Annotated in this window: 25 protein-coding genes; 17 read left to right on the top strand and 8 right to left on the bottom strand. The window is 66.0% G+C overall.

All coding sequences use genetic code 11. The features are described 5' to 3' along the window. Positions 1-105: 105 nt before the first annotated feature. From BM052_RS01815 to BM052_RS01800, 4 genes are all read left to right on the top strand, one after another. Positions 106-1,131 (top strand): NAD(P)H-dependent flavin oxidoreductase, encoded by a 1,026-nt coding sequence (locus tag BM052_RS01815; protein ID WP_091142503.1) that lies wholly within the window; start codon positions 106-108, stop codon positions 1,129-1,131. A gap of 22 nt (positions 1,132-1,153) precedes the next feature. Next, on the top strand, positions 1,154-2,008 hold the full coding sequence (gene purU, locus BM052_RS01810; RefSeq protein ID WP_091142500.1) for a formyltetrahydrofolate deformylase: 855 nt from the start codon (positions 1,154-1,156) through the stop codon (positions 2,006-2,008). A gap of 316 nt (positions 2,009-2,324) precedes the next feature. After that, positions 2,325-3,326 (top strand): GGDEF domain-containing protein, encoded by a 1,002-nt coding sequence (locus BM052_RS01805; RefSeq protein WP_255405887.1) that lies wholly within the window; start codon positions 2,325-2,327, stop codon positions 3,324-3,326. Between the two features lie 270 nt (positions 3,327-3,596). Further along, complete coding sequence (locus BM052_RS01800; protein WP_091142497.1) at positions 3,597-4,793, top strand: GGDEF domain-containing protein; 1,197 nt, start codon at positions 3,597-3,599, stop codon at positions 4,791-4,793. A gap of 25 nt (positions 4,794-4,818) precedes the next feature. Here BM052_RS01800 and BM052_RS01795 read toward each other — a convergent pair whose 3' ends face one another. After that, positions 4,819-5,274, bottom strand: coding sequence for a protein tyrosine phosphatase family protein (locus tag BM052_RS01795; protein WP_091142496.1), 456 nt, complete (start codon positions 5,272-5,274; stop codon positions 4,819-4,821). Positions 5,275-5,369: 95 nt separating this feature from the next. Here BM052_RS01795 and BM052_RS01790 point away from each other — a divergent pair, with 95 nt between their 5' ends. Then, on the top strand, positions 5,370-6,257 hold the full coding sequence (locus tag BM052_RS01790) for a dienelactone hydrolase family protein (RefSeq protein WP_091142494.1): 888 nt from the start codon (positions 5,370-5,372) through the stop codon (positions 6,255-6,257). Here the strand turns inward: BM052_RS01790 and BM052_RS01785 are convergent. Then, positions 6,254-6,934 (bottom strand): queuosine precursor transporter, encoded by a 681-nt coding sequence (locus BM052_RS01785; RefSeq protein ID WP_091143029.1) that lies wholly within the window; start codon positions 6,932-6,934, stop codon positions 6,254-6,256. The two genes, BM052_RS01790 and BM052_RS01785, sit on opposite strands and share 4 nt — an antisense overlap. A gap of 102 nt (positions 6,935-7,036) precedes the next feature. On the opposite strand from BM052_RS01785, the gene BM052_RS01780 reads away from it, so the two are divergent. The 4 genes from BM052_RS01780 to BM052_RS01765 all read left to right on the top strand — a co-directional run bounded on the left by BM052_RS01780 (position 7,037) and on the right by BM052_RS01765 (position 11,541). Then, positions 7,037-8,362, top strand: a complete 1,326-nt coding sequence (locus BM052_RS01780) for a NupC/NupG family nucleoside CNT transporter (RefSeq protein ID WP_091142492.1) — start codon at positions 7,037-7,039, stop codon at positions 8,360-8,362. Between the two features lie 94 nt (positions 8,363-8,456). After that, positions 8,457-8,834 (top strand): DUF4870 family protein, encoded by a 378-nt coding sequence (locus BM052_RS01775; RefSeq protein WP_091142490.1) that lies wholly within the window; start codon positions 8,457-8,459, stop codon positions 8,832-8,834. A gap of 743 nt (positions 8,835-9,577) precedes the next feature. Next, positions 9,578-9,850, top strand: a complete 273-nt coding sequence (locus BM052_RS01770) for a ribosomal protein L7/L12 (protein ID WP_091142488.1) — start codon at positions 9,578-9,580, stop codon at positions 9,848-9,850. A 539-nt stretch (positions 9,851-10,389) separates the two neighbouring features. Beyond that, on the top strand, positions 10,390-11,541 hold the full coding sequence (locus BM052_RS01765) for an AAA family ATPase (protein ID WP_091142485.1): 1,152 nt from the start codon (positions 10,390-10,392) through the stop codon (positions 11,539-11,541). A 117-nt stretch (positions 11,542-11,658) separates the two neighbouring features. Here BM052_RS01765 and BM052_RS01760 read toward each other — a convergent pair whose 3' ends face one another. Then, a complete protein-coding gene (locus BM052_RS01760; RefSeq protein WP_091142483.1) occupies positions 11,659-12,720 on the bottom strand; it encodes a ribonucleotide-diphosphate reductase subunit beta in 1,062 nt (353 codons plus the stop codon). A gap of 286 nt (positions 12,721-13,006) precedes the next feature. Beyond that, positions 13,007-13,390, bottom strand: a complete 384-nt coding sequence (locus tag BM052_RS01755; RefSeq protein WP_091142480.1) for a PepSY domain-containing protein — start codon at positions 13,388-13,390, stop codon at positions 13,007-13,009. 218 nt (positions 13,391-13,608) lie between these two features. Between BM052_RS01755 and BM052_RS01750 the strand changes: the two genes are divergently transcribed. From BM052_RS01750 to ruvC, 5 genes are all read left to right on the top strand, one after another. Continuing rightward, complete coding sequence (locus BM052_RS01750; protein WP_091142479.1) at positions 13,609-13,836, top strand: DUF2171 domain-containing protein; 228 nt, start codon at positions 13,609-13,611, stop codon at positions 13,834-13,836. Between the two features lie 187 nt (positions 13,837-14,023). Next, positions 14,024-14,260 (top strand): DUF2312 domain-containing protein, encoded by a 237-nt coding sequence (locus BM052_RS01745; RefSeq protein WP_091142477.1) that lies wholly within the window; start codon positions 14,024-14,026, stop codon positions 14,258-14,260. 69 nt (positions 14,261-14,329) lie between these two features. Beyond that, on the top strand, positions 14,330-14,797 hold the full coding sequence (locus BM052_RS01740) for an arsinothricin resistance N-acetyltransferase ArsN1 family B (RefSeq protein WP_255405885.1): 468 nt from the start codon (positions 14,330-14,332) through the stop codon (positions 14,795-14,797). A 60-nt stretch (positions 14,798-14,857) separates the two neighbouring features. Next, positions 14,858-15,601 (top strand): YebC/PmpR family DNA-binding transcriptional regulator, encoded by a 744-nt coding sequence (locus BM052_RS01735; protein WP_091142471.1) that lies wholly within the window; start codon positions 14,858-14,860, stop codon positions 15,599-15,601. Positions 15,602-15,749: 148 nt separating this feature from the next. After that, the gene (gene ruvC, locus BM052_RS01730) at positions 15,750-16,226 is read left to right on the top strand and encodes a crossover junction endodeoxyribonuclease RuvC (RefSeq protein ID WP_091142468.1); all 477 of its coding nucleotides are present in this window, start codon (positions 15,750-15,752) and stop codon (positions 16,224-16,226) included. 27 nt (positions 16,227-16,253) lie between these two features. Here ruvC and BM052_RS01725 read toward each other — a convergent pair whose 3' ends face one another. After that, on the bottom strand, positions 16,254-17,762 hold the full coding sequence (locus BM052_RS01725) for a hypothetical protein (protein WP_091142466.1): 1,509 nt from the start codon (positions 17,760-17,762) through the stop codon (positions 16,254-16,256). Positions 17,763-17,866: 104 nt separating this feature from the next. On the opposite strand from BM052_RS01725, the gene ruvA reads away from it, so the two are divergent. Then, positions 17,867-18,466 (top strand): Holliday junction branch migration protein RuvA, encoded by a 600-nt coding sequence (gene ruvA / locus BM052_RS01720; RefSeq protein WP_091142463.1) that lies wholly within the window; start codon positions 17,867-17,869, stop codon positions 18,464-18,466. 76 nt (positions 18,467-18,542) lie between these two features. Continuing rightward, positions 18,543-19,586 carry a Holliday junction branch migration DNA helicase RuvB gene (gene ruvB / locus BM052_RS01715; protein ID WP_091142462.1) on the top strand — a complete coding sequence of 348 codons (1,044 nt, stop codon included), beginning with the start codon at positions 18,543-18,545 and terminating at the stop codon, positions 19,584-19,586. Positions 19,587-19,895: 309 nt separating this feature from the next. Here the strand turns inward: ruvB and BM052_RS20190 are convergent, their stop codons facing one another. Together BM052_RS20190 and BM052_RS20185 are read right to left on the bottom strand one after the other, a co-directional pair. After that, positions 19,896-20,033 carry a hypothetical protein gene (locus tag BM052_RS20190; RefSeq protein WP_255405884.1) on the bottom strand — a complete coding sequence of 46 codons (138 nt, stop codon included), beginning with the start codon at positions 20,031-20,033 and terminating at the stop codon, positions 19,896-19,898. Positions 20,034-20,087: 54 nt separating this feature from the next. Then, positions 20,088-20,648 carry a hypothetical protein gene (locus tag BM052_RS20185; RefSeq protein WP_255405883.1) on the bottom strand — a complete coding sequence of 187 codons (561 nt, stop codon included), beginning with the start codon at positions 20,646-20,648 and terminating at the stop codon, positions 20,088-20,090. Positions 20,649-20,652: 4 nt separating this feature from the next. On the opposite strand from BM052_RS20185, the gene BM052_RS20180 reads away from it, so the two are divergent. Further along, a complete protein-coding gene (locus tag BM052_RS20180) occupies positions 20,653-20,742 on the top strand; it encodes a PEP-CTERM sorting domain-containing protein (protein ID WP_143084719.1) in 90 nt (29 codons plus the stop codon). Between the two features lie 198 nt (positions 20,743-20,940). Here the strand turns inward: BM052_RS20180 and BM052_RS01705 are convergent, their stop codons facing one another. After that, positions 20,941-24,438, bottom strand: coding sequence for a DUF6519 domain-containing protein (locus tag BM052_RS01705; protein ID WP_091142459.1), 3,498 nt, complete (start codon positions 24,436-24,438; stop codon positions 20,941-20,943).

The raw sequence follows: 24,438 nt of genomic DNA, 5'->3' as shown, positions 1-24,438 counted from the left end.
CGAATGCGTGAAATCAGCGTCCACCACGCGTTCCCGCCGCTTGTATGGCGGGGCACGTCCGCTTATGGCCCATGCCCTGTTTCCCAAGCGGGCTGAGGAGCATCGATGGCCGCCTATACCAAGACTTCGGCGCTGATGGCGCGGGGATGCGAATTTTTCGGCAGTGAATACGCGATTCTGTGCGGCGCGATGTCGTGGGTATCCGAACGCAATCTCGTGTCGGCGATCAGCAATGCCGGTGGTTTCGGCGTGATCGCCTGCGGGGCGATGACGCCCGAACTGCTCGACGCGGAAATCGCAGGCACCAGGGCGCTTACGTCGAAGCCCTTCGGCGTCAACCTCATCACCATGCACCCGCTGCTCTTCGATCTGATCGAGGTCTGCGCCAGGCACGGCGTCAGCCACGTCGTCCTTGCCGGCGGCATTCCGCCCAAGGGCAGTGTCGAGGCGATCAAGGCGAGCGGCGCCAAGGTCATCTGCTTCGCGCCCACGCTGGCGCTGGGCCGGAAACTGCTGCGCTCGGGCGCCGACGCCCTGGTGATCGAGGGCATGGAGGCCGGCGGCCATATCGGCCCGGTTTCGACTTCGGTCCTCGCGCAGGAAATCCTGCCTAGCCTGGCCGCCGACAACCTGGTCTTCGTCGCCGGCGGGATCGGCCGGGGCGAACTGATCGCGGGCTACCTGGAGATGGGCGCGGCGGGCGTGCAGCTGGGCACGCGCTTCGCCTGCGCGAGCGAATCGATCGCCCACCCCGATTTCAAGAAAGCCTTCTTCCGCGCTTCCGCCCGCGATGCCGTGGCCTCGGTCCAGGTCGACCCGCGCCTGCCGGTGATTCCGGTGCGCGCGCTGCGGAACAAGGGCACCGAGGAATTCACCGCCAAGCAGCTCGAAGTCGCCCGCCTGCTGGACGAAGGCGTTGTCGACATGGGCCAGGCGCAGCTCGAGATCGAGCATTTCTGGGCCGGCGCGCTGCGCCGCGCGGTGATCGATGGCGACGTGGAGAGCGGCTCGGTCATGGCCGGCCAATCGGTCGGCATGGTCACGAAGGAAGAGCCGGTCGGCGAGATCATCGCCGCGCTCATGGCCGAAAGCGAGGCGGCGCTCACCACGCGCGGCGCGGTGGCGGCCTGAGGGGCCGGCCAGGGGACGGACCATGGCCGAACCGCTGATTCTTGCACTGTCCTGCGCCGATCGCCCGGGGGTCGTCGCCCGCGTGACCGGCTATCTCGCGCTGATGGGCGGCAACATCATCGAAGCGCAGCAGTTCAACGACCTGGCCGAAGACAAGTTCTTCATGCGTGTCGCCTTCGATCCCGGGGCTGCCGACCGCGAGGAGATTCGTGAAGGCTTCGGCCCGATCGCCCACGAATATGGCATGGCCTGGTCGATGCTGCGCCGGGACCGGCCGCGCCGCGTGCTGCTGATGGTCAGCAAGTTCGACCATTGCCTGGTCGATCTGCTCTATCGTCAGCGTATCGGCGAGATCGCGATGGACGTGGTCGGCATCGTCTGCAACCACCCGCGCGAGGCGCTCAATCTCTCGATGATCGGCGATATCCCCTTCCACCACCTGCCGATAACGAAGGACACCAGGGCTGGCCAGGAAGCGCGAATCCGGGCGATCGTGGAGGAAACGCGCGCCGAACTGGTGGTGCTGGCGCGCTACATGCAGATCCTTTCCGACGAGATGGCGTCGTATCTCTCGGGGCGCTGCATCAACATCCACCACTCGTTCCTGCCCGGCTTCAAGGGCGCCAGGCCCTATCACCAGGCCCATGCGCGCGGCGTGAAGATGATCGGTGCGACCGCACACTACGTCACCGCCGACCTCGACGAAGGGCCGATCATCCATCAGGACGTCGAGGCGATCACCCACGCCGACAGTCCCGACGATCTGGTGCGCAAGGGCCGCGACATCGAGCGCCGCGTACTGGCCGAGGCGGTGCGCCTCCACCTGGAGGACCGGGTGCTGCTCAACGGCTCGCGCACGGTGGTATTCCGCAGCTGATGCTCGCGCCGCAGTGACGTGTGGTGAAACCGCGCCGGATCGATTTCCTCGTCCGAAATCCGCATGTGGGTGCGAATATGCCGCATCAAGTGAAGTATGCGCTCATGCGCCAAAGGTTGCCGCTCTTTACTGGAAATAATTGGATGCCGCTTTTATGCGAAGTCATCAGGTGAATGGTTGAACTTGGCGATTGCCGAACGTATCAGCTTTGAACGAAAGGTCGGGGGGCAGTTCGTTGAGCTTGATTCGATTTTTTACCGGCGGGAAGTCCGGTCATTCCGCGGCGGACGACCGGAGAAATGGCAATTCGTCCGACATGGTCGAGGCGTCTTCCGCGCGCGACCTTGCACGCCGGCAGTTGATCGACGACATCGGGACCTTCATCATCGTTCACGGGCTCGATATTTCCGAGGCCAACCTGACGATGGCGCTGGGCATATGTACCGGCACCAATGTCGCGCTTGCCAGGAAAGTCGTAGACCGCCGCGCGTCGGGCCTGCCGATGACGCAGGTCTGGCTTGACGAGCAATGCCGCGGCAACGAGGACTCTGTAGAGCGTATCGCCGACAAACTGGAGCGTTCGCTGGAGAGCTTCGCGGCCACCAGCCGCGACGCGCGTGCCACTGCTGCCCAGTACAACAGTGAGATGCAGGCTCAGGTCGAGCAGGCCGGCGAACACCCGGAGCGGGAGGAAATCCGCAACCTGACCGTGCTGGCCATGGCGATGCTGGAACGCACGCAGTACCTCGAGCAGGAAATGCGCCGCAGCGAGAGCGAGGCTGCGGCGCTGCGCGGCAGCCTGGCCAAGGCGCGGCGGGACGCCGATCACGATCACCTTACCGGCCTGCCCAATCGGCGCGCCTTCGAAGGGCTGCTCGAACGCCATTACCGGGAGGCGCAGCGGGATCTGGACGTACTCAGCCTGGCCTTTTGCGATATCGACAATTTCAAGCGCATCAACGATGCCCATGGGCACGACACCGGCGACCGGGTGATTCAGGCGATCGCGGGCGCGCTGTCCCGGATCAGCGACGACAATTGCCATGTCGCCCGCCACGGCGGCGAGGAATTCGTCATGCTGTTTCGGGGGCTGCGCAAGGAAGAGGCGGTGCATCGGCTGGATGCGGTGCGTGAAAGCTTTGCCGGGCGCAATTTCGTAAACCGGCGAACCGACGAGCCGATCGGGACCATCACCTTTTCCGGCGGCGTCGCGGACGTCTTTGCATATCCTTCCACGCGCGATGCGCTCAAGGCCGCCGATATCGCGCTCTACGCGGCCAAGGAGCAGGGCCGCAACCGCATTGTCGCGGCGGACTGACAACGGTTCGGCTTGATGCCAAGTCCCTTGGCGCGAGACTCATCTCCCCCCTTGATCGTTGCGAGGCGGTGAAGGCGGCGCGGCAATTGACGAAGGAAAGGGGAACAAGAGTTCCCATCACGCAGTTTGGCGCGAAGCACTTGTCGCTTATTTCGCGCTGATGCCGCGTTACGCGGCGGGCACGGGAAGACTGGATGAGTCTCTTAACATCTTTGGGTTAGAAATACATCGTATCGGGTCGTCGTGGCAGCGCCGTCGGGTGATCGTACAGTGCTTTCAATTGCGAATGTCCTCAATGGCAACACCTTGATCGCGGTCAATGCCCTGCTGTGCGGGGTGTCGGCACTGGTCATGTACGTCGTCCGTTCGGAAAACTGGCGGGCCGCCGGGATACGCTGGTGGGCGAGGAGCAACTTGTGCTTTGCCGCCGGTTTCGCGATGCTGCTGTCATATCCCATTGGTTTGTCGCACTATTTCGACGTGCTTGGCGCGAACCTGTTGATCGACGTGGGCGCGATCCTTGCTTATGTCGCGGTGGTCCGGTTCCTCGAGCGGCCGCTGCACGCGCTTTGGCTGATCGTCCCCAGCGTCGCGTTGATGGCGGTCGAGGTCATCCTGTTCATGCACGAAGGCGTCAACATGAGCGACATCGTGCTGCTGGGCGCGACCGGGCGGGCGATCGTGACCTTCGGGGCTGGCTGGCAGCTGCTGCACAACGCTGGACCGCAACTCCGCCCCGCGTCGACGCTTTCGGCGATATTCCACTTCCTGTGGGTACTGATGCTGTTCGTGCGCGTGGCCTGGTGGCAGTTCGCCGGATACGCGGAGATCGATTGGGATCCGACCACGCCGATGGCGCTGACGGCCCGCATCCTGCTGACCTTCGTGGTAACGCCGAGCTATCTGTGGATGCTCACGCGGCGGCTCGACTACGAACTGGTGAGGCAGGCCCACGAAGATGCGTTGACCGGTGTCGCCAATCGGCGCGCCATCTGGGAGCAGGCGCCGCGCGCGCTGGCGGACGCATCGCGCGATGGCCGGTCGGTCTGCCTGCTGATGATCGACGTCGATCACTTCAAGGCCGTGAACGACGGCTTCGGCCATGCGATGGGCGACAAAGTGCTGGTGGGCATCGCGTCGGAGCTTGCATCGCGCCTGCGCGAGGACGAGGTGGTGGCGCGGGTCGGGGGGGAGGAGTTCATGGTGTTGCTGCCCGGCATTGCCGTGGAAGACGCGGTGAACCTGGCGGAGCGCTTGCGGCGCGCCGTTGAAAGCCTGAAATTTCCGCTGCCGGGCGGCGGCCACCTGAACTGCACGGTGAGCATCGGCATGAGCCTGTTCGAGGGCCGGGACGGCAACTGGGAAGGGCTGGTGCAGGATGCCGACAGCGCGCTCTATTGCGCCAAGCGGCTGGGCCGCAATCGCGTGGAGTTTGCTCCGCCGCACGCGGCCCTCATTCCCGCCTGATTTCCCGCGCGGAGGCCTGCCGGCGTCAGCCGGCGTCGAGAAAGCGCACCCAGGCCGCCGCGTCCTTGTGCGTGCTGGCTGCTGGGTCCCACTGGCGCCGCATCAGCGCGCGCGCCTCTACATCGGTCATGCCGCGTGAGCGGTGCCAGCGGCAGAGGAAGGCCGAGACCCGCCAGTTCATGATGCAGTGAACGTGGACCGTCTCGTTTCCGGCGTCATCCATGGCCCGCGTAAAGGCGGCGAAGTGGCTTTGGTCCGGTGCGTCGAAAGGCACCGGGATGTGGACATAGGCAAGCCCGGCCGCCGCCATCAGTTCCGGCTCGTTCGCCAGCGCTCCCGGCGAATCCGTGAGCGCGAGGTTGATGACCCGGCTCACGCCGAGCTTTGCCAGCCGCGCCGGGTCCGCCGGTTCCAGCCGGCCCGAGGTGGTAAGCTGCGGGCCGAGGCGCTGCCAGCAGGCGATATCGTCGGGATCGTTCATCGGTACGGCTCATCTTGCGGACATGGGCTGTGAACCATAGGCTCGCTTCCCTATGGTGGTTTGGCCAGGGCGTGTCGAGATTCGGAGACGGGCATATGTGTGACGAATTCACCGCCGATGCGGAAGGGGCCGTTCCCGCGCGGGCCGGTCTTTCCTCGGCGACTTTCGACCGCCGCCGGTTCGCCGTGCTGGGCGCGGGTGCCGCGCTGGTCGGCTGTTCCGGCGTGGTCAAGGCGGACGGCGGCAGCGCGGTGAGCGAGCGGATGGTCTCGATCACGATGGCGGACGGCGTGTGCGACGCTTTCTTCGTCCACCCCGCCAAGGGCGCGCATCCCGGCCTGATCGTATGGCCGGACATCGCCGGCTTGCGCGAGGCGTTCAAGGTCATCGCCCGCTCGCTCGCCGCCGAAGGCCATGCGGTCCTGGTGGTCAACCAGTACTATCGATCGGCCCCGGCGCCGATCATGGAGAGCTTCTCGGAATATCGCACGCCAGAGGGACAGGCGAAGATCGCGCCGATGCGCGAGATGCTCACGCCCGATGCGATCACCCGCGATGCCAAGGCTTTCGTCACGTTCCTGGACGAGCGGGATGAGGTGGACAAGGGGCGCCGGATCGGCAGCAGCGGATACTGCATGGGCGGGCCGTTCACGGTGCGCACCGCGGCGGCGGTCCCCGCGCGGGTGGGCGCGGCCGTCTCGCTGCACGGCGCCGGCATGGTCACCGACGCGCCCGACAGCCCGCACCGCCTGCTCGGCAAGACCCGGGCGAGTTTCCTCTTCGCCATCGCCCGCAACGACGATGCCCGCCAGCCCGAGCAGAAGACCGAACTGCGCAAGGCCGCCGACGCCGCCCGGCGCCCTGCCGAGATCGAGGTCTATCCCGCCGACCACGGCTGGTGCGTGCCCGATTCCCCCGCCTACGATCCCGGCGCGGCGGACAAGGCCTGGCAGCGCATGCGGGCGCTGTTCGCGGGGCTTTAGGAAGGGGCGTCCAGCCGCCGGCCGAGTTTCACGAAGAACCAGATGAACGGCGGCACCATGATCGTCGAGAGCACCAGCTTGGAAATGATCTGGCCTTCCATGATCGAAAGGATCGGCAGGTCCTGTCCGGCGAACGAAATCGTGATGAACAGCACGGTGTCGACGATCTGGGAAAGCAGGCTGGCGATCCAGGCGCGCACCAGCAGCAGGCGGCCTTTTCCGGCGGACAGCCTGGAAAACAGGTAGACGTTCAGCGTCTGCGACACGCCGTAGGAAACCAGCCCCGCGAACTGCATGCGGGCGCCCTGGCCCAGCAGGCGGGCGAAGGCCTCCTGATCGGTCCAGAACGGCGCGGGCGGCACCGCGCGGATGACGAAAGTGAGCAGCAGCATCGAGACGATGAGCGGAATGAAGCCGAAGCGCACCAGCCGGTTGGCGGTGTCCTTCCCGTGCAGTTCGGCGATCGTGCTCGACAGCACGACCAGCAGCAGGAAGGCGAAGATACCCGATTCCACCGCGAGATCACCCAGCAGCGGCCAGCGCCCCAGCGATGCGAGCTTGGTCCCCAGCACTCCCGCCAGCACCACCAGCCCGCCGTACAGCAGCGCGAAGACGAAGAGCGAGCGCGAAATGGTGCCGGACGACTTGGGTGCGAAGGTGGAGGCGGGCTGTTCCATGGCCATGCTCTAACCGGCACGGAACGATTGCACTAGCCGTCTCGCGCGCGGCTCATTAGGTTTCGCGGATTCTCGACCCAGTTCACGGAGCAGCGCGCCTAGATGCATGTCGCCTATAGCCTGATCGGCATCGTTCTCATCATGGCGGCAGCCTTCCTGCTTTCAACCGATCGCAAGGCGATCCGTCCGCGCGTGGTGGGCGCGGCCTTCGCGTTGCAAATGAGCCTTGCCGCCTTCGTGCTGTACGTGCCGTTCGGCAATCACGTGCTGCGGGGCGCCGCCTCCGGGGTGGAGAACCTGCTCGGCTATGCCCATGCCGGCATCGATTTCCTGTTCGGCCCGATCGCGACGCCGGCGATCGGCGGCAACAGCTTCGCGATCGCCGCGCTGCCGGTCATCATTTTCTTCGCCTCGCTGATCTCGATCCTCTACTATCTGAAGATCATGCCGCTGGTGATCCGCTGGCTGGGCGGTGCGCTGGAGAAGGTGACCGGGATCAGCAAGGTGGAAAGCCTGTGCGCGGCCTCGAACATCTTCGTCGGGCAGAGCGAAAGCCCGCTGGTGATCCGCCCCTACCTGGCGAGCCTGAACCCGTCGCAGCTGTTCTGCGTGATGACGGTGGGCCTGGCCGGGGTCGCCGGCACGATCCTGGCCGCCTATGCCAGCATGGGTATTCGCATCGACTATCTCGTCGCCGCCGCCTTCATGTCGGCGCCGGGGGGAATATTCATGGCCAAGATGATTATGCCCGATCCGCGCGGGCCGCATCCGGACGAAACCGGCGTGCATGAAGGCACGGTTCCGCCCGCCGGCATGGCCGCCGCCGCGCTCAACCGCGACGACGTGACCCACCTGCCCGGCGTCCACGTCGACGAGCCCGAAGCCGTCGAGCACGATGAGGAGAAGCCCGCCAACATCATCATGGCCGCCTCGCAGGGGGCGCAGACCGGCGTCAAGCTGGCGGTGGCGGTGGGCGCGATGGTGCTCGCCTTCGTCGCGCTGATCGCGCTGGCCAACGGCGTCGTCGGCTGGGCCGCGGGGTTGTTCGGCTTCCACGACGTGACTTTCCAGTCGCTGCTCGGCTATCTCTTCGCGCCGATCTTCTATCTCCTGGCCACGCCCGACTGGACCGAGGCGATGCATGCGGGCGGCCTGTTCGGCACCAAGATCGTGCTCAACGAATTCGTTTCGTTCATCGAACTGGGCAAGGATACGGCGCTGTCGCCCCGCACCGTGGCGGTCGTGACTTTCGCGCTCTGCGGGTTCGCCAATTTCTCCTCGATCGCGATCCAGATGGCTGTCACCGGCGGCCTGGCCCCCAACCAGCGCCCGGTGATCGCGCGGCTGGGCATTCGCGCGCTGGCGGCGGGCAGCCTGTCCAACCTGATGAGCGCGGCGCTGGCGGGGCTGTTCCTGGGGCTGGGCTGAGCCGAGCCCGGGGGCAGGAGGAACCGGTTGCGCCGACGGCGCAATGGAGGCAACATCGCCCCGGCCGGAATCATCGCCGGCAGGGAGGCATGTCATGGACGATCCCGACCGCAAGCCCACGAGCCCGGCCCCGATAGCGGGGTTTGAATTCAACAATCCGACGATTATCAGTCTGCTCTACCTCGCCTCCTATGTAACGGGCGGGCTGACCGGCATCATCGGCGTCGTGCTCGCCTTCGTCTGGCGCGGCGATCCCAGGGCGGACTGGGAAGTCTCGCATTACCAGTATCACATCAACAGCTTCTGGATCGCCATTGCCGGCACCGTCGCGGGAATGCTGCTGATGATCGTGCTGATCGGGTTCCTGCTGATCGCCGCCGTGGCGATCCTGGTGATCGTGCGCAGCGTGCTGAGCCTGCTCAATGCCCAAAAGCACTTGCCGATGCCCAATCCGGGGTCCTGGACGATCTGATACCGCGGATCTTAATTCGGCCGATCTTGCATGAACCACGTCTGATCCGCGCCATTGGGGGCGGATCTGTTCGATCATGCCCGGGTGCTGGAACCACATAACGCGATCGGTGTTATCTGGTATTGTAGCTAACATGACTAATCATCCTCGCGAAGTTGTGGTGAGCCCAGAATTATGTAGTCATTCATGCACTTGTGCTTTATCCACAGAAGTATCGAGTCAATCGATTTCGCCTGGAAACGGGCTAACCTATTTTAACTTGTCCAAGTTCAAAATGCCGGTAGTTTGATTGACTGTCCGGAGGATTTGCGAATGGTGGACGGAATGCTCGCCGATGGCGGGCGGCTGATCGAACTTTCCGAACGCGACATGAATTTGCGAATGGCGCCGCCGGCAATTTTCCCGCCCGCCCCGACCATCGCCCCGCCCCCAGGCGCAGCCGCAATGCTGCGCCGGCCGCCGTCCCCTCTCCCCCCCCAGGGGACGGCGGTTCGGGGCGCACCGTGCGCGGCAAGTCCGTTCGCAGTATCCGTTCAGGGGGGTGCGAAATGAAAAGACGCGGGCGTGAACATAGGTTCATGGGGGCTTTTCTCCGTTCCATGCTATGCTGCATGTGCGAACCTGGGGAGAATCGGAATGTCTTCTGAATCCAGCGCGCGGCCTTTCCGCTTCCAGCTCGCGCTTGACCTGCCCAAGGGTGGCTTCGCGCAGATGCGGGGCGTCAGGGCGCGGGAACTGCGCCGATGAGCTGGGCGGTGATCGTGCTGGGCGCCCTGATGGTCTTCGCGCTGGGCTGGGTGGCCGGCCGCAGCTATGGCGGACGCGACTTGTCCGGCCCGCGCCCCCTCGCCGGGCCGACGCGCGCCTTCGACCAGCTCGGCCCCTCCATACGGGCGGAGATCGAAACGGCGATCGCTTCCGGCCACAAGATCGACGCCATCAAACTTCTGCGCGAGGCGACCGGCATGGGCTTGCAGGAGTCCAAGGAAGCCGTGGAATCGATGGAGCGTCGCTGACCGTGCCGCTCCACGGGACCAATATAAACGGGGCCAATATAAACGCTGGGCCGGCCCGCAGCCGTCATGATCCATGATCGCGGGTGTTCCCGGGCCGGTTTGTACGGCATGCTGGCCAGGTATCCGGACCGGAGTTGAAGCATATGGGCGGCGACAAGATGCCACCGATGAGGCGTGGCGCCACGGGCCATCCGGGCGCGACATTGTCGTGGGATTCGTCCGCCTGGCGGCGTGATTTCAGCGCACCGCCCACACCATCATCATCATGATTGCCGGCAGCATGATCCACGATATCGGCGCCTGTACCGTTTTTCGCCGGGGGCGATGAAAACGCGAACTATGCGCGCGCTGCCCTGGAACAAGCGGACACCTGCCCGTTCAGGCGCGAAGCCGATACCAGACCTCATCGATCGAAACGTCGTTTCCTTTTCCTTTGCCGCCTCGCGGCGACGAAAGGGAAAAACGAGTCTCCCTTCAAGAGACTTGGTACGAGGAAAAGGCAAGCACACATCCATGAATCTGAACGGAGGAGTTCGTCCTTGATTTCGCAACTGGCCATATCCGGATATCGCTCGCTGCGGGATATCAGGCTGCCGCTTGGCGCGCTGACGATAATCACGGGTGCCAATGGCACTGGAAAATCCAGCATCTATCGCGCCCTGCATCTCCTGGCCGATGTCGCGCAGGGGCGTCTGGTCAACTCGTTGGCCAAGGAAGGCGGCCTGCATTCGACGCTGTGGGCCGGCCCCGAACGCATCAGCCATGACATGCGGACCGGCAGAACGCCCATCCAGGGCACCGTCAGGTCCAGTCGCGTCAGCCTCCGCCTCGGTTTCGCCGGTGATGATCTGGGCTATGCGATCGATCTGGGATTGCCGTCTCCCGGCTCTGCCTTCGGGCTCGATCCCGAGATCAAGGTGGAAGCCATGTGGAACGGAGGCCTTCTGGGCCGATCGAACCTGTTTGCGGAGCGTCGCGGCAAGATGGTGCGCCTTCGCCGAATATCGACCGGCGAATGGCGGACCGGCCTGGAGGACCTGCGCCCCTTCGACAGCATGGTCACTCATTCATCCGATCGCGAAGATGGGCTGGAAATGCTCCTCATGCGTGAACGCATGCGCAACTGGAGGTTCTACGACAGCCTGCGAACCGACATGGATGCGCCTGCACGGCGCCCTCACATTCTTACATATACGCCGGCGTTGGCCAACGACGGTTCCGATCTGATGGCGGCGATAACAACCATCCGGATCATGGGTGATGCCCAGGCTTTCGAAGAGGCGATCGGGGATGCTTTTCCAGGATCGTGGGTCGGCAGCGGTGAAGATGGTAGTGTCACCATGCAGCAACGCGGGCTGCTTCGTCCGCTTCGTGCCAGCGAGTTGTCCGATGGAACCTTGCGCTACATCATGCTGTGCGCGGCATTGCTGGCGCCGAGCAAGCCCGAGATACTTATCCTGAACGAGCCGGAGTCAAGCCTGCATCCCTCCCTGCTCGATCCCCTTGCCAGGCTTCTGACCAAGGCGTCGGAAAGCTGCCGGATCGTGGTGGTGTCCCATAGCGAACGGCTGGTCGCCGCCCTTGCCGACAACAGGGCCACCCGAACTTTCCGTTTGGAAAAAGACTGCGGCGAGACACGCGTTCATAGCGATGACGATTGTCACTTCCGATGGACCTGGCCCGCGCGTTGACCCTATTGCTTGTTTGAAACTTCGTTCCGTTCCTGGGGTCCGGATACATCACTTCTCCACGCCCGCGGTATCCGGCCCGGCATCGGGAGTATCACGGCTTCGCGGGGCAAGCCTGGGTCACTCCGCCGCCTGCGCCCCGCCGGCACCGCCGAACATGTCCGGCTCGCTTCCGTCGTCCACCTCGTCGACGTCGTTGGCCTTGGCCTTGCGGCGCTGGTCGAAGTTCGTCCACACCGTGTTCCAGTCGCCGCGGGTGGCGCCCTTGGAGTATTCCGTCGCGCGGGTTTCGAAGAAGTTCGCGTGCTCCACGCCGTTCAGGAGCGGGGTCAGCCAGGGCAGGGGATGTTCCTCGATCATGAAGATCGCGGGCAGGCCGAGCTGGCCCAGGCGCCAGTCGGCGATGTAACGGATGTACTTCTTGATGTCCTTGGCGCTCATGCCGGGCACCGGACCCATCTCGAACGCGAGGTCGATGAACGCGTCTTCCAGGCGCACCGTCTTCTGGCAGCAGTCGATGATGTCTTCCTTCACCGCCTTGGTCAGGCAGCCGCGCTCCTTCACGAAAGTGTGGAACAGCTTGGTGATGCCTTCGCAGTGCAGCGATTCGTCGCGGACCGACCAGCTGACGATCTGGCCCATGCCTTTCATCTTGTTGAAGCGCGGGAAGTTCATCAGCATGGCGAAGCTGGCGAACAGTTGCAGCCCTTCGGTGAAGCCGCCGAACATCGCCAGGGTGCGGGCGATGTCCTCGTCCGTATCGACGCCGAAGGTATGCATGTAGTCATGCTTGGCCTTCAGCTCCTCGTATTCCAGGAACATGCCATATTCGCTTTCGGGCATGCCGATGGTGTCGAGGAGGTGGCTGTAGGCGGCGATGTGCACCGTCTCCATGTTGGAGAAGGCGGTCAGCATCATCTTGATCTCGGTCGGCTTGAACACGCGGGCGTACTTGTCGTGGTAGCAGTCCTGCACTTCCACGTCGGCCTGGGTGAAGAAGCGGAAGATCTGGGTGAGCAGGTTGCGTTCGTGCTCGCTGATCTTCTGCGCCCAGTCGCGACAATCCTCGCCCAGCGGCACTTCCTCCGGCAGCCAGTGGACTTGCTGCTGGCGTTTCCAGAAGTCGTAGGCCCAGGGATATTCGAAGGGCTTGTAGGTCTTGCGGGCTTCGAGAAGAGGCATGGGCGGCTCCGGCAGGAATTGCGATGCATCCGCGACCGCGAGGATTCTGGATGCGAAACCTCACGATAACCAAATTCGGGCGCAAGAGCAGTGACCCCCGTGCAACCATCCACAGGCGTGTGAGGGCATATCTTGCGGCCCGGTGGATATGGGGACGCAAGGGGTGGGGAGCAATTGCGGTTATCGCGGCGGCGCGCGGCCGCGAGCATGCCCCGGCCGAGGGGGCCAGAGGGGGGACAACAGGGGTACGGAGGGGAGGCGAGGGCGGTTCCAGCCGCCGTTCAGGTCATTTCCAGAACCAGCGCGGCGCCAGGCTGCGATCCTTGCGGAAGCGCCACATCTGAACGTAGAGCCAGAGCCCGGAGATCGAGAAGAAGATCAGCGCCAGACCCGAAAGCACCGAGATCACCGTGCCGATGGGACCAAAGCTCTCGCCCGAATGGAGATGGTGGAACAGCCCCACCAGCGATCGCATCCCGCCCTCCGCGCGCGGGGGCATGCAGCGCCAGCCTTCGGGGCAGGCGAAGCCCGGCGGCGGGGCGGCGGCGACGGCCTGCCCGGCCTCGCCGGCGGGCCACAGCGCCGCGACCTGGCTCAGCACGCCGGTGACGGCGATCCAGAGCATGAAGATACCGAAGAAGATCGAAAGCCAGCGGTGCCATTTGCGCATTTGTCGAAATCCGTTTCCCGAAAGCCCGGCGGGCGGGCGTGACACGTGCACGCAACGCAAGCGCATCCACGGCGCCCGCTCAAGCCGGAATTTGTCGCAAATGGTATGATGTCGATCAACTTCCACGAACCGTGCCCGGGCTGAGACCAGCCCCGGAACACTTGCCGGGCCGGCCCGTTGACTCGCTACACGTCCCCGAACAGCAATGGAGAACCCCGATGTTCGAGAAGTTCCGCATCCACGAGCACATGGAAGTCGCCACCAGTGCCGGCCAGCATGTCGGCACGGTCGATGAAGTCAAGGACGACCAGATCAAGCTGACCCGGTCCGACAGTTCGGACGGCGCGCACCACTACATCGCGCTGGCCGACGTCGAGAAGATCCACGACAATCGCGTCTATCTGAAGCAGGGCACGCCGATCCCGATGGGCGTCGGCGCCGATTGACGCGGCGCGGGCGGCCGATCCGCCCGCTTCGGATAAAACCCCGGCCTTCTCCTGCGGAAGGCCGGGGTTTTCGTGCCCGCGCCTTGCGCCGGAGATTTTCCACAGCCGTGCGCTTTGCCCGAATCCGGCTCTGCGGCTATCAGCCCCGCCAACCGATTCACCACGACATGACCGGAGCACGAACCCCATGGCCGAAACCACCGACGACCGCCTGCGCCTGCTGATCGAGCGCGTCGAGCGCCTCGAAGAGGAAAAGAAGGGCATCTCGGACGATATCCGCGACGTCTATAACGAAGGCAAGGCAGTGGGTTACGACGTCAAGATCATGCGCCAGATCGTGCGCCTGCGGAAAATGAAGCCCGATGACCGGCGCGAAATGGAAATGGTGCTGGATACCTACAAGGCGGCGCTCGGGCTGGAGTGACCCCGATCGGGCTGGTTCCGGAGACGAATTTTGCTATCATGGCCTATGTCTCCGGTCATTCGCCCCGCGGTGAGCGCCGACGCGTCCGGTTGCGCGGCGATCTATGCGCCCTTTGTCGGCGACAGTTTCGTCAGCTTCGAGACCGAGGCGCCCGATGCCGCCGAAATGGCGCGGCGCATCGCGGAATACGGCGCCTCGCACGCATGGCTCGTGGCTGAGGCCGGGGGGCATGTCATCGGCTATGCCTACGCTTCCCCGCACCGGACCCGCGCCGCTTATGCTTCATCGTGCGACGTCGCGGTCTATGTCGATCCGGCACATGGCCGCCAGGGCATCGGGCGGGCGCTCTATGCCGCGCTGCTGCCGCGCCTGAAGGACAGTGGCTTCCATGCCGCCTTTGCCGGGATCGCGCTGCCCAACGCCGGCAGCGTGGGTTTGCACGAGGCGATGGGCTTCACGCCGGTGGGCATCTATCGCGAGGTCGGCTGGAAGCTTGGCGCCTGGCGTGACGTGGGTTGGTGGCAGCGGTTGCTCTAGCGCCCGCGCCTGTTGTAAGGGCGCCGAACTTCACACCAGACCAGCAAGACGAACGGACCCATGGCAGGCCATTCCAAATTCAAGAACATCATGCATCGCAAGGGCGCGCAGGATAAGAAGCGCTCGGCGATGTTTTCCAAGCTCTCGCGCGAGATCACCGTCGCGGCCAAGATGGGCATGCCCGATCCGGACATGAACCCGCGCCTGCGCGCCGCGGTCAATGCCGCCAAGGCGCAGTCGATGCCCAAGGACAACATCCAGCGCGCCATCGACAAGGCTTCGAAGGGCGACGGCGAGAACTACGAGGAAGTGCGCTACGAGGGCTACGGCCCCGGCGGCGTCGCGCTGATCGTCGAGGCGCTGACCGACAACCGCAACCGCACCGCCACCAACGTGCGCACCGCCTTCGCCAAGAACGGCGGCAACCTGGGTGCCAGCGGCGCGGTCTCGCATGGCTTCGATCGCCTCGGCCTGATCGAATACCCCGGTTCCGCGGGCGACGAGGACAAAGTCCTGGAAGCCGCCATCGAGGCAGGCGCCGACGATGTCGAGAGCGACGAGGACAGCCACTCGGTCTGGACTTCGGTGGAGAACCTCCACGGCGTGGCCCGCGAGCTGGAAAAGGTGCTCGGCGAGGCTGAGGGCGTGAAGCTTGCCTGGAGGCCCGGTCTCAAGGTCGATGTCGACGAGGACACCGCCAGGACCTTGCTCAAGCTGGTCGACACCCTCGACGACGACGACGATGTGCAGGCCGTCTGGGGCAATTACGAAATCTCCGACGAAGTCATGGAGAAACTCTCCTGATCCTTCCCGGCACGGGGAGCGAGGCCGCCGGAACGGCGGTGGAGGGGGCTCTCGCCTCGATGCCGCGCCTGGAAGGGCCGCGCCTGGAGGAGAATGACCCCCTCCCCCATGCCTGGCATGGCTCCCCTTCCCGGGACGGGGAGGATCGATGATTATCATCGGCCTCGACCCCGGCCTTACCTGCACCGGCTGGGGCGTGGTCGCCAAGGCCGGCAGCCGGCTCAGCCATGTCGCCAACGGGCAGATCCGCACCGATACCAAGGCGGGCATGGCGCAGCGCCTGGTCGAACTCGATGCCGAACTGACCGACGTGATCCTGCGCCACCGCCCCGATGCCGGCGCGGTGGAGGAAGTCTTCGTCAATGTGAACCCGCAGTCGACGCTCAAGCTCGGGCAGGCGCGGGGTGTCGCCATGCTGGCGCTGGCGCGCGCCGGAATGCCGGTGGCGGAATATTCGACCAAGGTCATCAAGAAGGCGCTGGTCGGCACCGGCGGCGCGGAAAAGCAGCAGGTCCAGGCCATGCTCAAGGTGCTTCTGCCCGGCGTCAAACTGGCCGGCGAGGACGCCTCGGACGCGCTGGCGGTGGCGATCACCCATGCCAACATGCTGGGCAGCCACAGGTAAAGTCACGGGATTTGCATTTATAACTGTCTATAACTTGTCGGTTCTGTCGAGCACCTGCTGATAGTCCCAGGCTTGGCTCGGCCGGCATGTCCCCGCGCGGCGGTAGAGGCACACCTGGCTTGCGCCCAGCGGGCGGCACGAAGCGACATGATAGCCCTCCGCGGCGTTGGGCGGGCTGGTCAGGATCAGGGCATTGACCGCAGGCGCGAGGTCGCGTGGCAGCGAATCGCCGTGCAGCGCCGGGCCTAGCGGCACAAGCGCAATCGGCACCCGGCGCGTCAGCAGGCTGGGTACGAGGTGGGCCCTGAGTTCGAAGTCGAGCCCGATGCCGCAGATCCCGGGGTCTTCCACGGCCTCTATCGCAAGCTTCGGCACCCCGCCGCCGCCGCGAAATGCCCGGAATCCTCCGCTGACATGTTGGGAAATGGCCGAGGCGGCCAGCCAGACCAGGCACAGCAGCACCAGGACCGCTGGACTGCCGCCGCCAGGCTGCCGGGCGCGCCGCGACGCGATGCGGTCTACCAAATCGACGCTGGTCACGGCGGCGAGCAGTAGCAGGGTGAGCGTGGTCAGCCAGACAAAGCGGTATTCCTTGTGCGCGATGAGGCTGTGGACAAGCAGGTTGACCAGAGCGGCGGCCAGCAACGGCCGGTAGCGCCGCCGCGCGAACAGTGCCCCCATCAGCACCGCGACGCCGACCGGTGCCAGGTGAACATAAAGCCCTGCCAGGTGGGCGAAGGGTCCCGAGATGCCGAACCGGTTTGCCGCGCCCTGGCCGATGTTTATGGTCACGTTGACCAGCATCCACGCAAATGGCATCCGCCCCATCGCCAGGTCGCTCGCCGCGCCAAGCAGCAGGGCCAGCATGCCGCCAATGAAGACCGGCCGCCAGCGCGCCCGGTCGAACCGCAGCGTGCCGAGCGCCAGCATCACCGCGAAGGGCGCGTATTGCAATCGCACCAGCACCCCGAGCCCGAGCAGGAAGCCGCTTAGTCGCAAGGCAGGCTGATCTACGGTACGGCTCCGAGGCTCCTCCAGCAGCGGTGCGGCGGCGAGCAGCAGCAGGGCACTTGCCAGGCTTTCCGACAGGAGCAACTCGCTGAACAGCACGCTTTCCCACCATGCCGCGGCGACCAGCAGCGCCACCATGGCATGGCGCCATGAGGCGAGCGCACCGAGCCGCCATGCCGCGGGCAGCACCAGCAGGGTCATCGCCGCGAAGGCACCGCGCGCGAGATAAACGCCCAGCAGCGTGCCCGGCGCCAGCGTGCCGCCCAGCCACAGGAATGGCGCCAGGAACTGCTCGATCAATGCATTCCGCAGGCCGAACCGGGCCTCCCAGGGAACGATTCCGTACCCGGTAGCCAGGCGGTTGGCCTGCTCAAGATATTGCATGAGCTCGTCGGCATGCATGATGTCCAGGGGGGAGAAGGCGGCGATCCGCAAGGCGATGCCCATCGCGGCCACTGCCATCGCGGCGGGCATCACCCATGCTGGCGGCCTGTCCCCCACGCCGCGTTCGAGCCTTGTCCCCATTGCTTTGCATTAGCCGAGGCGAATCGCCTTGTCATGGTCCGGGCTATGCCAGGCGGGTGTTTGCCCCCTTTTCTGCGACTCCCCTCTGTGCCATAGAACAAACCATGATCGCCAAGCTTACAGGCCTGCTCGACGATACCGGCCCCGATTGGGCGATCATCGACGTCAACGGGGTGGGTTACCTCGTCCACTGCTCGGCGCGCACGCTGGACCGGTTCGGCATTCGCGGGGACCGGGTGGTGGTCCATACCGAGATGCAAGTGTCCGAGACCGACCAGCGCTTGATCGGCTTCGGTTCCGCCGCCGAGCGTGACTGGTTCCGGCTGCTTACCGCGATCCAGGGCGTCGGCTCGAAAGTGGCGCTGGCGATCCTTTCGGCGCTGACCACCGATGAACTCCAGCGCGCCTGCGCCGGCGGCGACGCCGCGATGGTCGCGCGGGCCAACGGCGTGGGGCCCAAGCTGGCGAGCCGCATCGTCAATGAACTGAAGGACAAAGCCGGCGCCTTGCCAAACGCGGCGGGCATCGCGGTGGCTGCCGCGCCGGCCGGCTCGGCCAGCGCCGATGCCGTCTCGGCGCTCCAGAACCTGGGCTTCAAGCCGGTCGTGGCCAGCGCCGCCGTCGCGCAGGCGATCGGCGAACTGGGCGATGGGGCGGGGCTGAACGACCTCGTGCGCGTGGCGCTGAAGCGGGCGGCGGGGTGACACGCCTTGTTCTCCCCGCCTCGCTTCGTCGCCCTGAACTCGTTTCAGGGCCCATCGTGCCGCACGCGCTGATCCCATGACCGACAACCCCATCCTCACCTCCTCCCGCCAGCCCGAGGACGCCGACGCCGCGCTCAGGCCCAAGACGCTTGCCGAATTCGTCGGGCAGGCGGGGGCCAAGGACAACCTTGGCGTGTTCATCGAATCCGCCCGCTCGCGGCGCGAGGCGATGGATCATGTGCTGTTCTTCGGGCCGCCGGGCCTCGGCAAGACGACCCTGGCGCAGATCGTCGCGCGCGAGCTGGGCGTGGGCTTTCGCGCCACGTCCGGGCCGGTGATCGCCAAGGCAGGCGATCTCGCCGCGCTGCTCACCAATCTCGAGCAGGGCGACGTACTGTTCATCGACGAGATCCACCGGCTCAATCCGGTGGTCGAGGAAGTGCTGTACCCGGCGATGGAGGACCGTGCGCTGGATCTCATCATCGGCGAGGGGCCTTCGGCGCGGTCGGTGCGGATCGACCTGCCGCCCTTCACGCTGATCGGCGCGACCACGCGGCAGGGCCTGCTGCAAACCCCCCTGCGCGACCGTTTCGGCATCCCGGTGCGGCTTCAGTTCTACACCGTGCCCGAGCTGGAGCACGTGGTGACGCGCGGCGCGGGCCTGCTGGGCTTCGGCATCGACAAGGGCGGCGCGACCGAGATCGCGCGGCGTTCGCGCGGGACACCGCGCGTCGCCGGGCGGCTGCTGCGCCGCGTGCGCGATTTCGCCCATGTCGCCGGCAGCGAGACGATCACCCGCGCCATCGCCGACGATTCCCTCAACCGGCTGGAAGTGGACAGCCTGGGCCTCGACGCGCAGGATCGCCGCTATCTGCGGATGATCGCGGATATCTACAAGGGCGGTCCGGTCGGGGTGGAGACGCTGGCGGCCGGCCTGTCCGAACCGCGCGACACGATCGAGGAAGTGATCGAACCTTTCCTGATCCAGCTCGGCCTGGTGGCGCGCACCGCGCGTGGGCGATGCCTTAACGACCGGGGCTGGAAGCACCTGGGGATGACCCCGCCGGTGGCCCCGCAAGGCGGCCTGTTCGATTCGAGCGGACCTGACGAAGAGTCTTGAAATTACTGGAAATGTGTCGGTACAGTTTACAAACCACAGACCGGCAAGTCCCGTTTTGGCACACCCGATCGGTAAGCTGTATCAATTAACCCGATTTCTCACATCGGGACGCTCGATTCACGGTTAACACCGTTGTCCCGTTAACCGGACTCTGCGTTGTTTCTGGCAGATGGAATGCCCGAGCTCCCTTCGCGGGATCGGAACTTCCAAAAGGAAACAATAGAGAGCATCGCTTATGTCGGTTCGGATGGCCCTTGCGAAACTGTCTGCCTGCGCGGCGGGCTGCGCGATCGTCGGTGGCGGCGCCGTTCACGTGGCGGAGACGCAGTCGAAGACCACCGAATACCGCAAGGTGAAGATGGCCAAGACGGCGCAGCCGGTCATGCCGGTCAAGCGGATCGTCCGGAAGGAAAAGCCGCGCATGACCAAGCGCGTGCGCAAGATCATCAAGCGCACCTGCTGCGAACAGCAGCAGATGGCGATGATCCCGCTTCCCCCGCCCTACATCCCGCCGGCCCCCCCGCAGGCCTTCCAGGGCGGCAGCGGCGGCGTTCCGGTGGTGATCGGCGGCGGCGGCATGGGCGGCTTCGGCGGCGGGTTCTTCGGCGGGTTCTTCGGCGGCGGCGGTTCGAGCGGCGGCAACGTTGTAATCAGTTCCACCACCAGCGGCGGATCGACCTCGTCCTCCTCGGGCGGACTGACTTCCACCACCACCGGCGGTTCCACTTCGACCTCGACCGGGGGCGTGACGTCGACGACTTCGACCAGTTCGGGAAATGTCACCAGCACTTCGGGCAACGTCTCGACCAGCACCGGCGGCGTGACCAGCAGCTCCAGTTCCTCGTCGTCCTCGAGCAGTTCGTCTTCGTCGAGTTCGTCGTCGAGTTCCTCGGGCGGAGCGACTTCCAGCGGATCGTCGAGCGGCGGTTCGTCGAGCTCGGGCTCCTCGAGCTCCAGCAGTTCGGGGGGCTCCGGTTCGACTTCGAGCAGCTCTTCCTCGTCCTCTTCTTCGTCCAGCTCCTCGTCCTCGGGCGGATCGACCACCAGCAGCTCGGGCGGCACGGACGTGCCGGCGCCGCCGATGCTGATCCTGTTCGGCGCCGCCGCCGCGACGATCGTGGGCCGCCGCCGGATCGCGCGCGCCAGGGAAGACTGACGGGCAATCGAAACATAGCTCCAATCACATGGGGGGACGGGAACCGCTGGGGGGCGGGCCCGGACGGGAGGGCGGCGCGATCTGCGCCGCCCTTTTTCATGCGCGGCCTGGCGTCATGCCCAATCTCATTGATCGGAACTCTTGTCCTCCTTGCTTTCGTCGCCCGCGAGCCGGCGAAGGCGGTGTGGCATCAATCCTTCACGGCGCGTTGTCGCGCAGGCGCATCCATTCCGGCGCATCCACCGTGGTGCTGGCGTCCACCGCGAGGTTGTCGGCGGCGAGCCATTGCAGCGACTTGTAGTCCTGCGGCTCGCGCTCGGCGACGACGCGGATGCCGACGCGGGCAAGGGTGATCGCGTTGGCCAGGACGTGGACGAAGTTGCCGAGGTAGCCCCAGATGCGGATGCCTTCGTGAAAGCGCAGCGCCTGCGGATCGCCGGTGGCCATGTCGATCTCGTTGTCGTTCACGCGCACGCGCGCCGCGTTGCCCACGTAGATGCCGTGGCCGCCCCACAAGTACTCGACCGGCAGGCGCAGGCGCAGGCGGTTGGCGATCACCGCGATGCTGCCGAAATCGACGTGGTCGCCCGCGCCGTCCCCCCGGCGGGCCAGCGCGACGTGGACGCCTTCGAGGAAGTGATCGGCCTCGTTGCGCTCGATCCGGGTCATGCGGCCGAGACTGCCGGCGACCACGATCGCCTGGGCGCCGACCACGCCCAGGTTCTTCTTCAGGTCGTTGAACCAGGCGCTGACCGCCGGGGAGGTCTTGCGCAGTTCGGCATCGGTGACGAAGCGCTTGACGAGGCGGTCGATCGCCTCCTCGGCCTCCTGTTCGCTCTGGGCGGTCAGTTCCTCCACATGCGTGCGGGCGATCTGGGTCCAGGCTTCCTGGCCGATTTCCGATTCGAAGCTCACGCGCCACTGGCCCACCGGGATGACGATCCGCCCGCCCGCCGCGTTGGCGCCGCCCGGCACTTCCACCACTTGCATGTCGCCGCCCCGGATCAGGTCGCCGAGCAGTTCGGAGGACATCTCGAAGCCGGTCTGGCGGCCCATGACCTTGCGCATCTGCGAGGCGGAGGACGTGAATGCCCGAGCCGTGCCCGAGGTGTCCGAGGTTTCCGACAAGGCCTTGTCGGTGATGCGCTTCATGTAGGATTGAACACCGTCGACGCTCCTGGCCTCCGCCTCGGCGGGCGGATTGGCGGCGATCAGCGTCTGCCAGTCCTTGGTATCGACCATCGAGGCCATGCTTATCGCATAGTTGCCGACGATCACCGATCCGGCCGGCGCCGTGCTGACGGCGTCCGCCGGCGCGAAGTCGCGGGCGAGCTGGCGGGCCAGCAGGCCCATGCGTTCGGGGTCGGTCGCCAGTTCCTCGAAGCTGATCGTCGAAGGCAGCGGCGCCACCGCGAGGCTGTTGTCGCGGATCACCGAATCGATCGCGTCGGTGACGAGCAGCCCGCCTTGCCCGAAACCCGCGACGAAGCGGCAACCGGAAACCTCGACGTGCTCGACCGGGACGGTCTGCCCGTCGTTGTCGCCGCCGCGCACCGTCACGCACGTGCGCTCGTTCCCCAGCGAGGCCCCGCAAGTGACGACGAGGTTCTCCAGCGAGACGACCGGGCATCCGGTGACGGTGAGCGCGCCGCCGCGGTGCTCGAGGTGCTCGTGGAAATCCTGCACGGCGGCGATCGTCAGGTCGCGCATCGTCAGGCTGGCGCAGTCCAGGAATTCCAGCACGCGCTCGTTCTTGGTGCCGGTGACGCGGGTGGCCGCGCCGCCGCCGTGGATCACGACATGGCCCAGCCCTTCGATCACCACCGGCTCGTCGGTGGTGAAGTCACCCTGGCGGAAGCAGATGGTCGCATCCTCGCCCTTGGGCAGGTCGCGCAGGATCTTGCCCCAGTCGGTGCCGGGCGAAAGCGTCACTTCCACGCAGCCGCCGCCCACGCGCTTGGCCAGTTCCTCGATCGCGCGCTGGACGGTGACGATTCCGGCCAGGCTGGGCGCGGGCGCGGGATCGAACGAGACATGCGCGGCAGTGGAAAGGCTGGCGCCGAAGGTCACGGCGAGGCCGATCGGGGTATTGGTGGAATCGAGCAGCTCGGCGCGGACCTGCTGCGTGGGGGTCGTCGCGTCCAGCGCCCAGGGCGCGGTCGCCTCGCCCTGGGGGTCGGTCACGCGGATGACGCTGGTGGCCCCGCCCGAGGGCAGCACCGGATCGAGCTTGCCGCCCCCGGTAAGGATGCGGAAGCGCACCCGCGCGCCGGCCACCGGGGTGGTGCCCCGGAACACGCCGACCCGCAGCGGGTCGGCGAGCGGGCAGAGCAGTGCCGGCTGGGTGGGGTCGGGCAGCGCTTCCTGCCCGTCGCCGCCGAGCATGGCGAGCTGCTTCATCGCGGTGAGCGGCGGGAACAGCGGCCGGCAATCGCCGATCAGCGTCCAGACGCCGGCCACGCGGTCCAGCACCGCGAGCCTGGCGTAGGAGTGCTCGACCCCGCAAGGCGGCTTGGCCTGGGGCACGCCGCCGGCCTCAGGCCAGTCGATGCCGCTGCCGCTGCGCGCCGGGACCACCCACCAGTCCCCGGAACGGTACTTCCTGCCCGCCGCGAACAGGACTTCCAGCCCGCTTTCGAGCGGCAGGAAACCGTCGTTGCCGGCGGGGACGGTGATGGCGACGGCGCCCGGGGAATCCCAGGCGCGAACCTTGGGGTTGCGGCCGAACTGGGCGATCGCGATCGGGCCGTCGGCGGTCGGCGTGTCGAGCCGCACGCGGGTGCCGATCAGGCTGAGGATGCGCACCAGCGTGCCGGGCCGGCCGGACAGTTCCTTGTCGTCGTCGGTCAGTTCGATCCACTGGCCCGGCTTGAGGCCGCTCTGGGCGTCGCGGCCGGTGTCGGCGAGCGTCAGGGTATCGCCATTGCTTTCCAGCCAGCGCGTGGCGAAGGCGGCATTGTCGCGCGACCACTTGAACGTGGCGCCGCTGGCGACGGTGCCGCTCTTGTGGATTTCCACCCGGTACAAGTGGTTCTCAAGGCGCTGGTAGCCGGCGGTTTCGGGGAACGCGCAAGGGTTGGCCTCGGCATCGGCCGGCTTGCCGCGCGCGGCCATGGTGCCGTCGGGCGGGGTGACGAGGGTGTTCCACGCCGGCACCGCCGCGTCGCAGGTGATCGCCGCGTCCCCGGCGTTGCCCGCCCGCAGGAAGCGGACCTGCTCGATCACTTGCAGGCGCGTGGCGGTATCGACGCCCAGCGCCTCCTCCATCAGCGCGTCGTCTTCCAGCGCGGTGACGTGGCGGTGCCAGACGTCGACGAAGCCGATGTAGCGGCCGTCGGCGGGCGCGGCGGAAAGCGTGCCGTCCGGCGCGACGAAGACGGGGGCGCCGGCTGGCAGGTAGGGCTGCGCGTCGTGCAGGTACTTGGCCGGGTTAATGCAGCGGATGCCGTCGACATAGAGCGTGCCGGCGCCGACGCCGAGCTTGCCGGCGGGCTCGACCGAGATGCCGAAGCCGGGGGTGTCCTGCGGGGCGCCGACTTTGCCGATCACGTCGGCGCTGGTACGCCGGTCGCGATCGAGCGCGATCACGGCGGCCTCGTTCGCGTCGGCGTCCAGCGCCACCCGGCCCTGCTGCAGCAGGACCGCGTCGTATTGCCGGGTCGGATCGAACCGCAGCCGGGAAAAATCGCCTTTCAT

Origin of the sequence: Novosphingobium sp. CF614 (assembly GCF_900113255.1) — a bacterium.
Taxonomy (GTDB): domain Bacteria; phylum Pseudomonadota; class Alphaproteobacteria; order Sphingomonadales; family Sphingomonadaceae; genus Novosphingobium.
The sequence above is the reverse complement of the archived record's forward strand: the minus strand, read 5'-3'. Positions and strand labels throughout refer to the sequence as shown.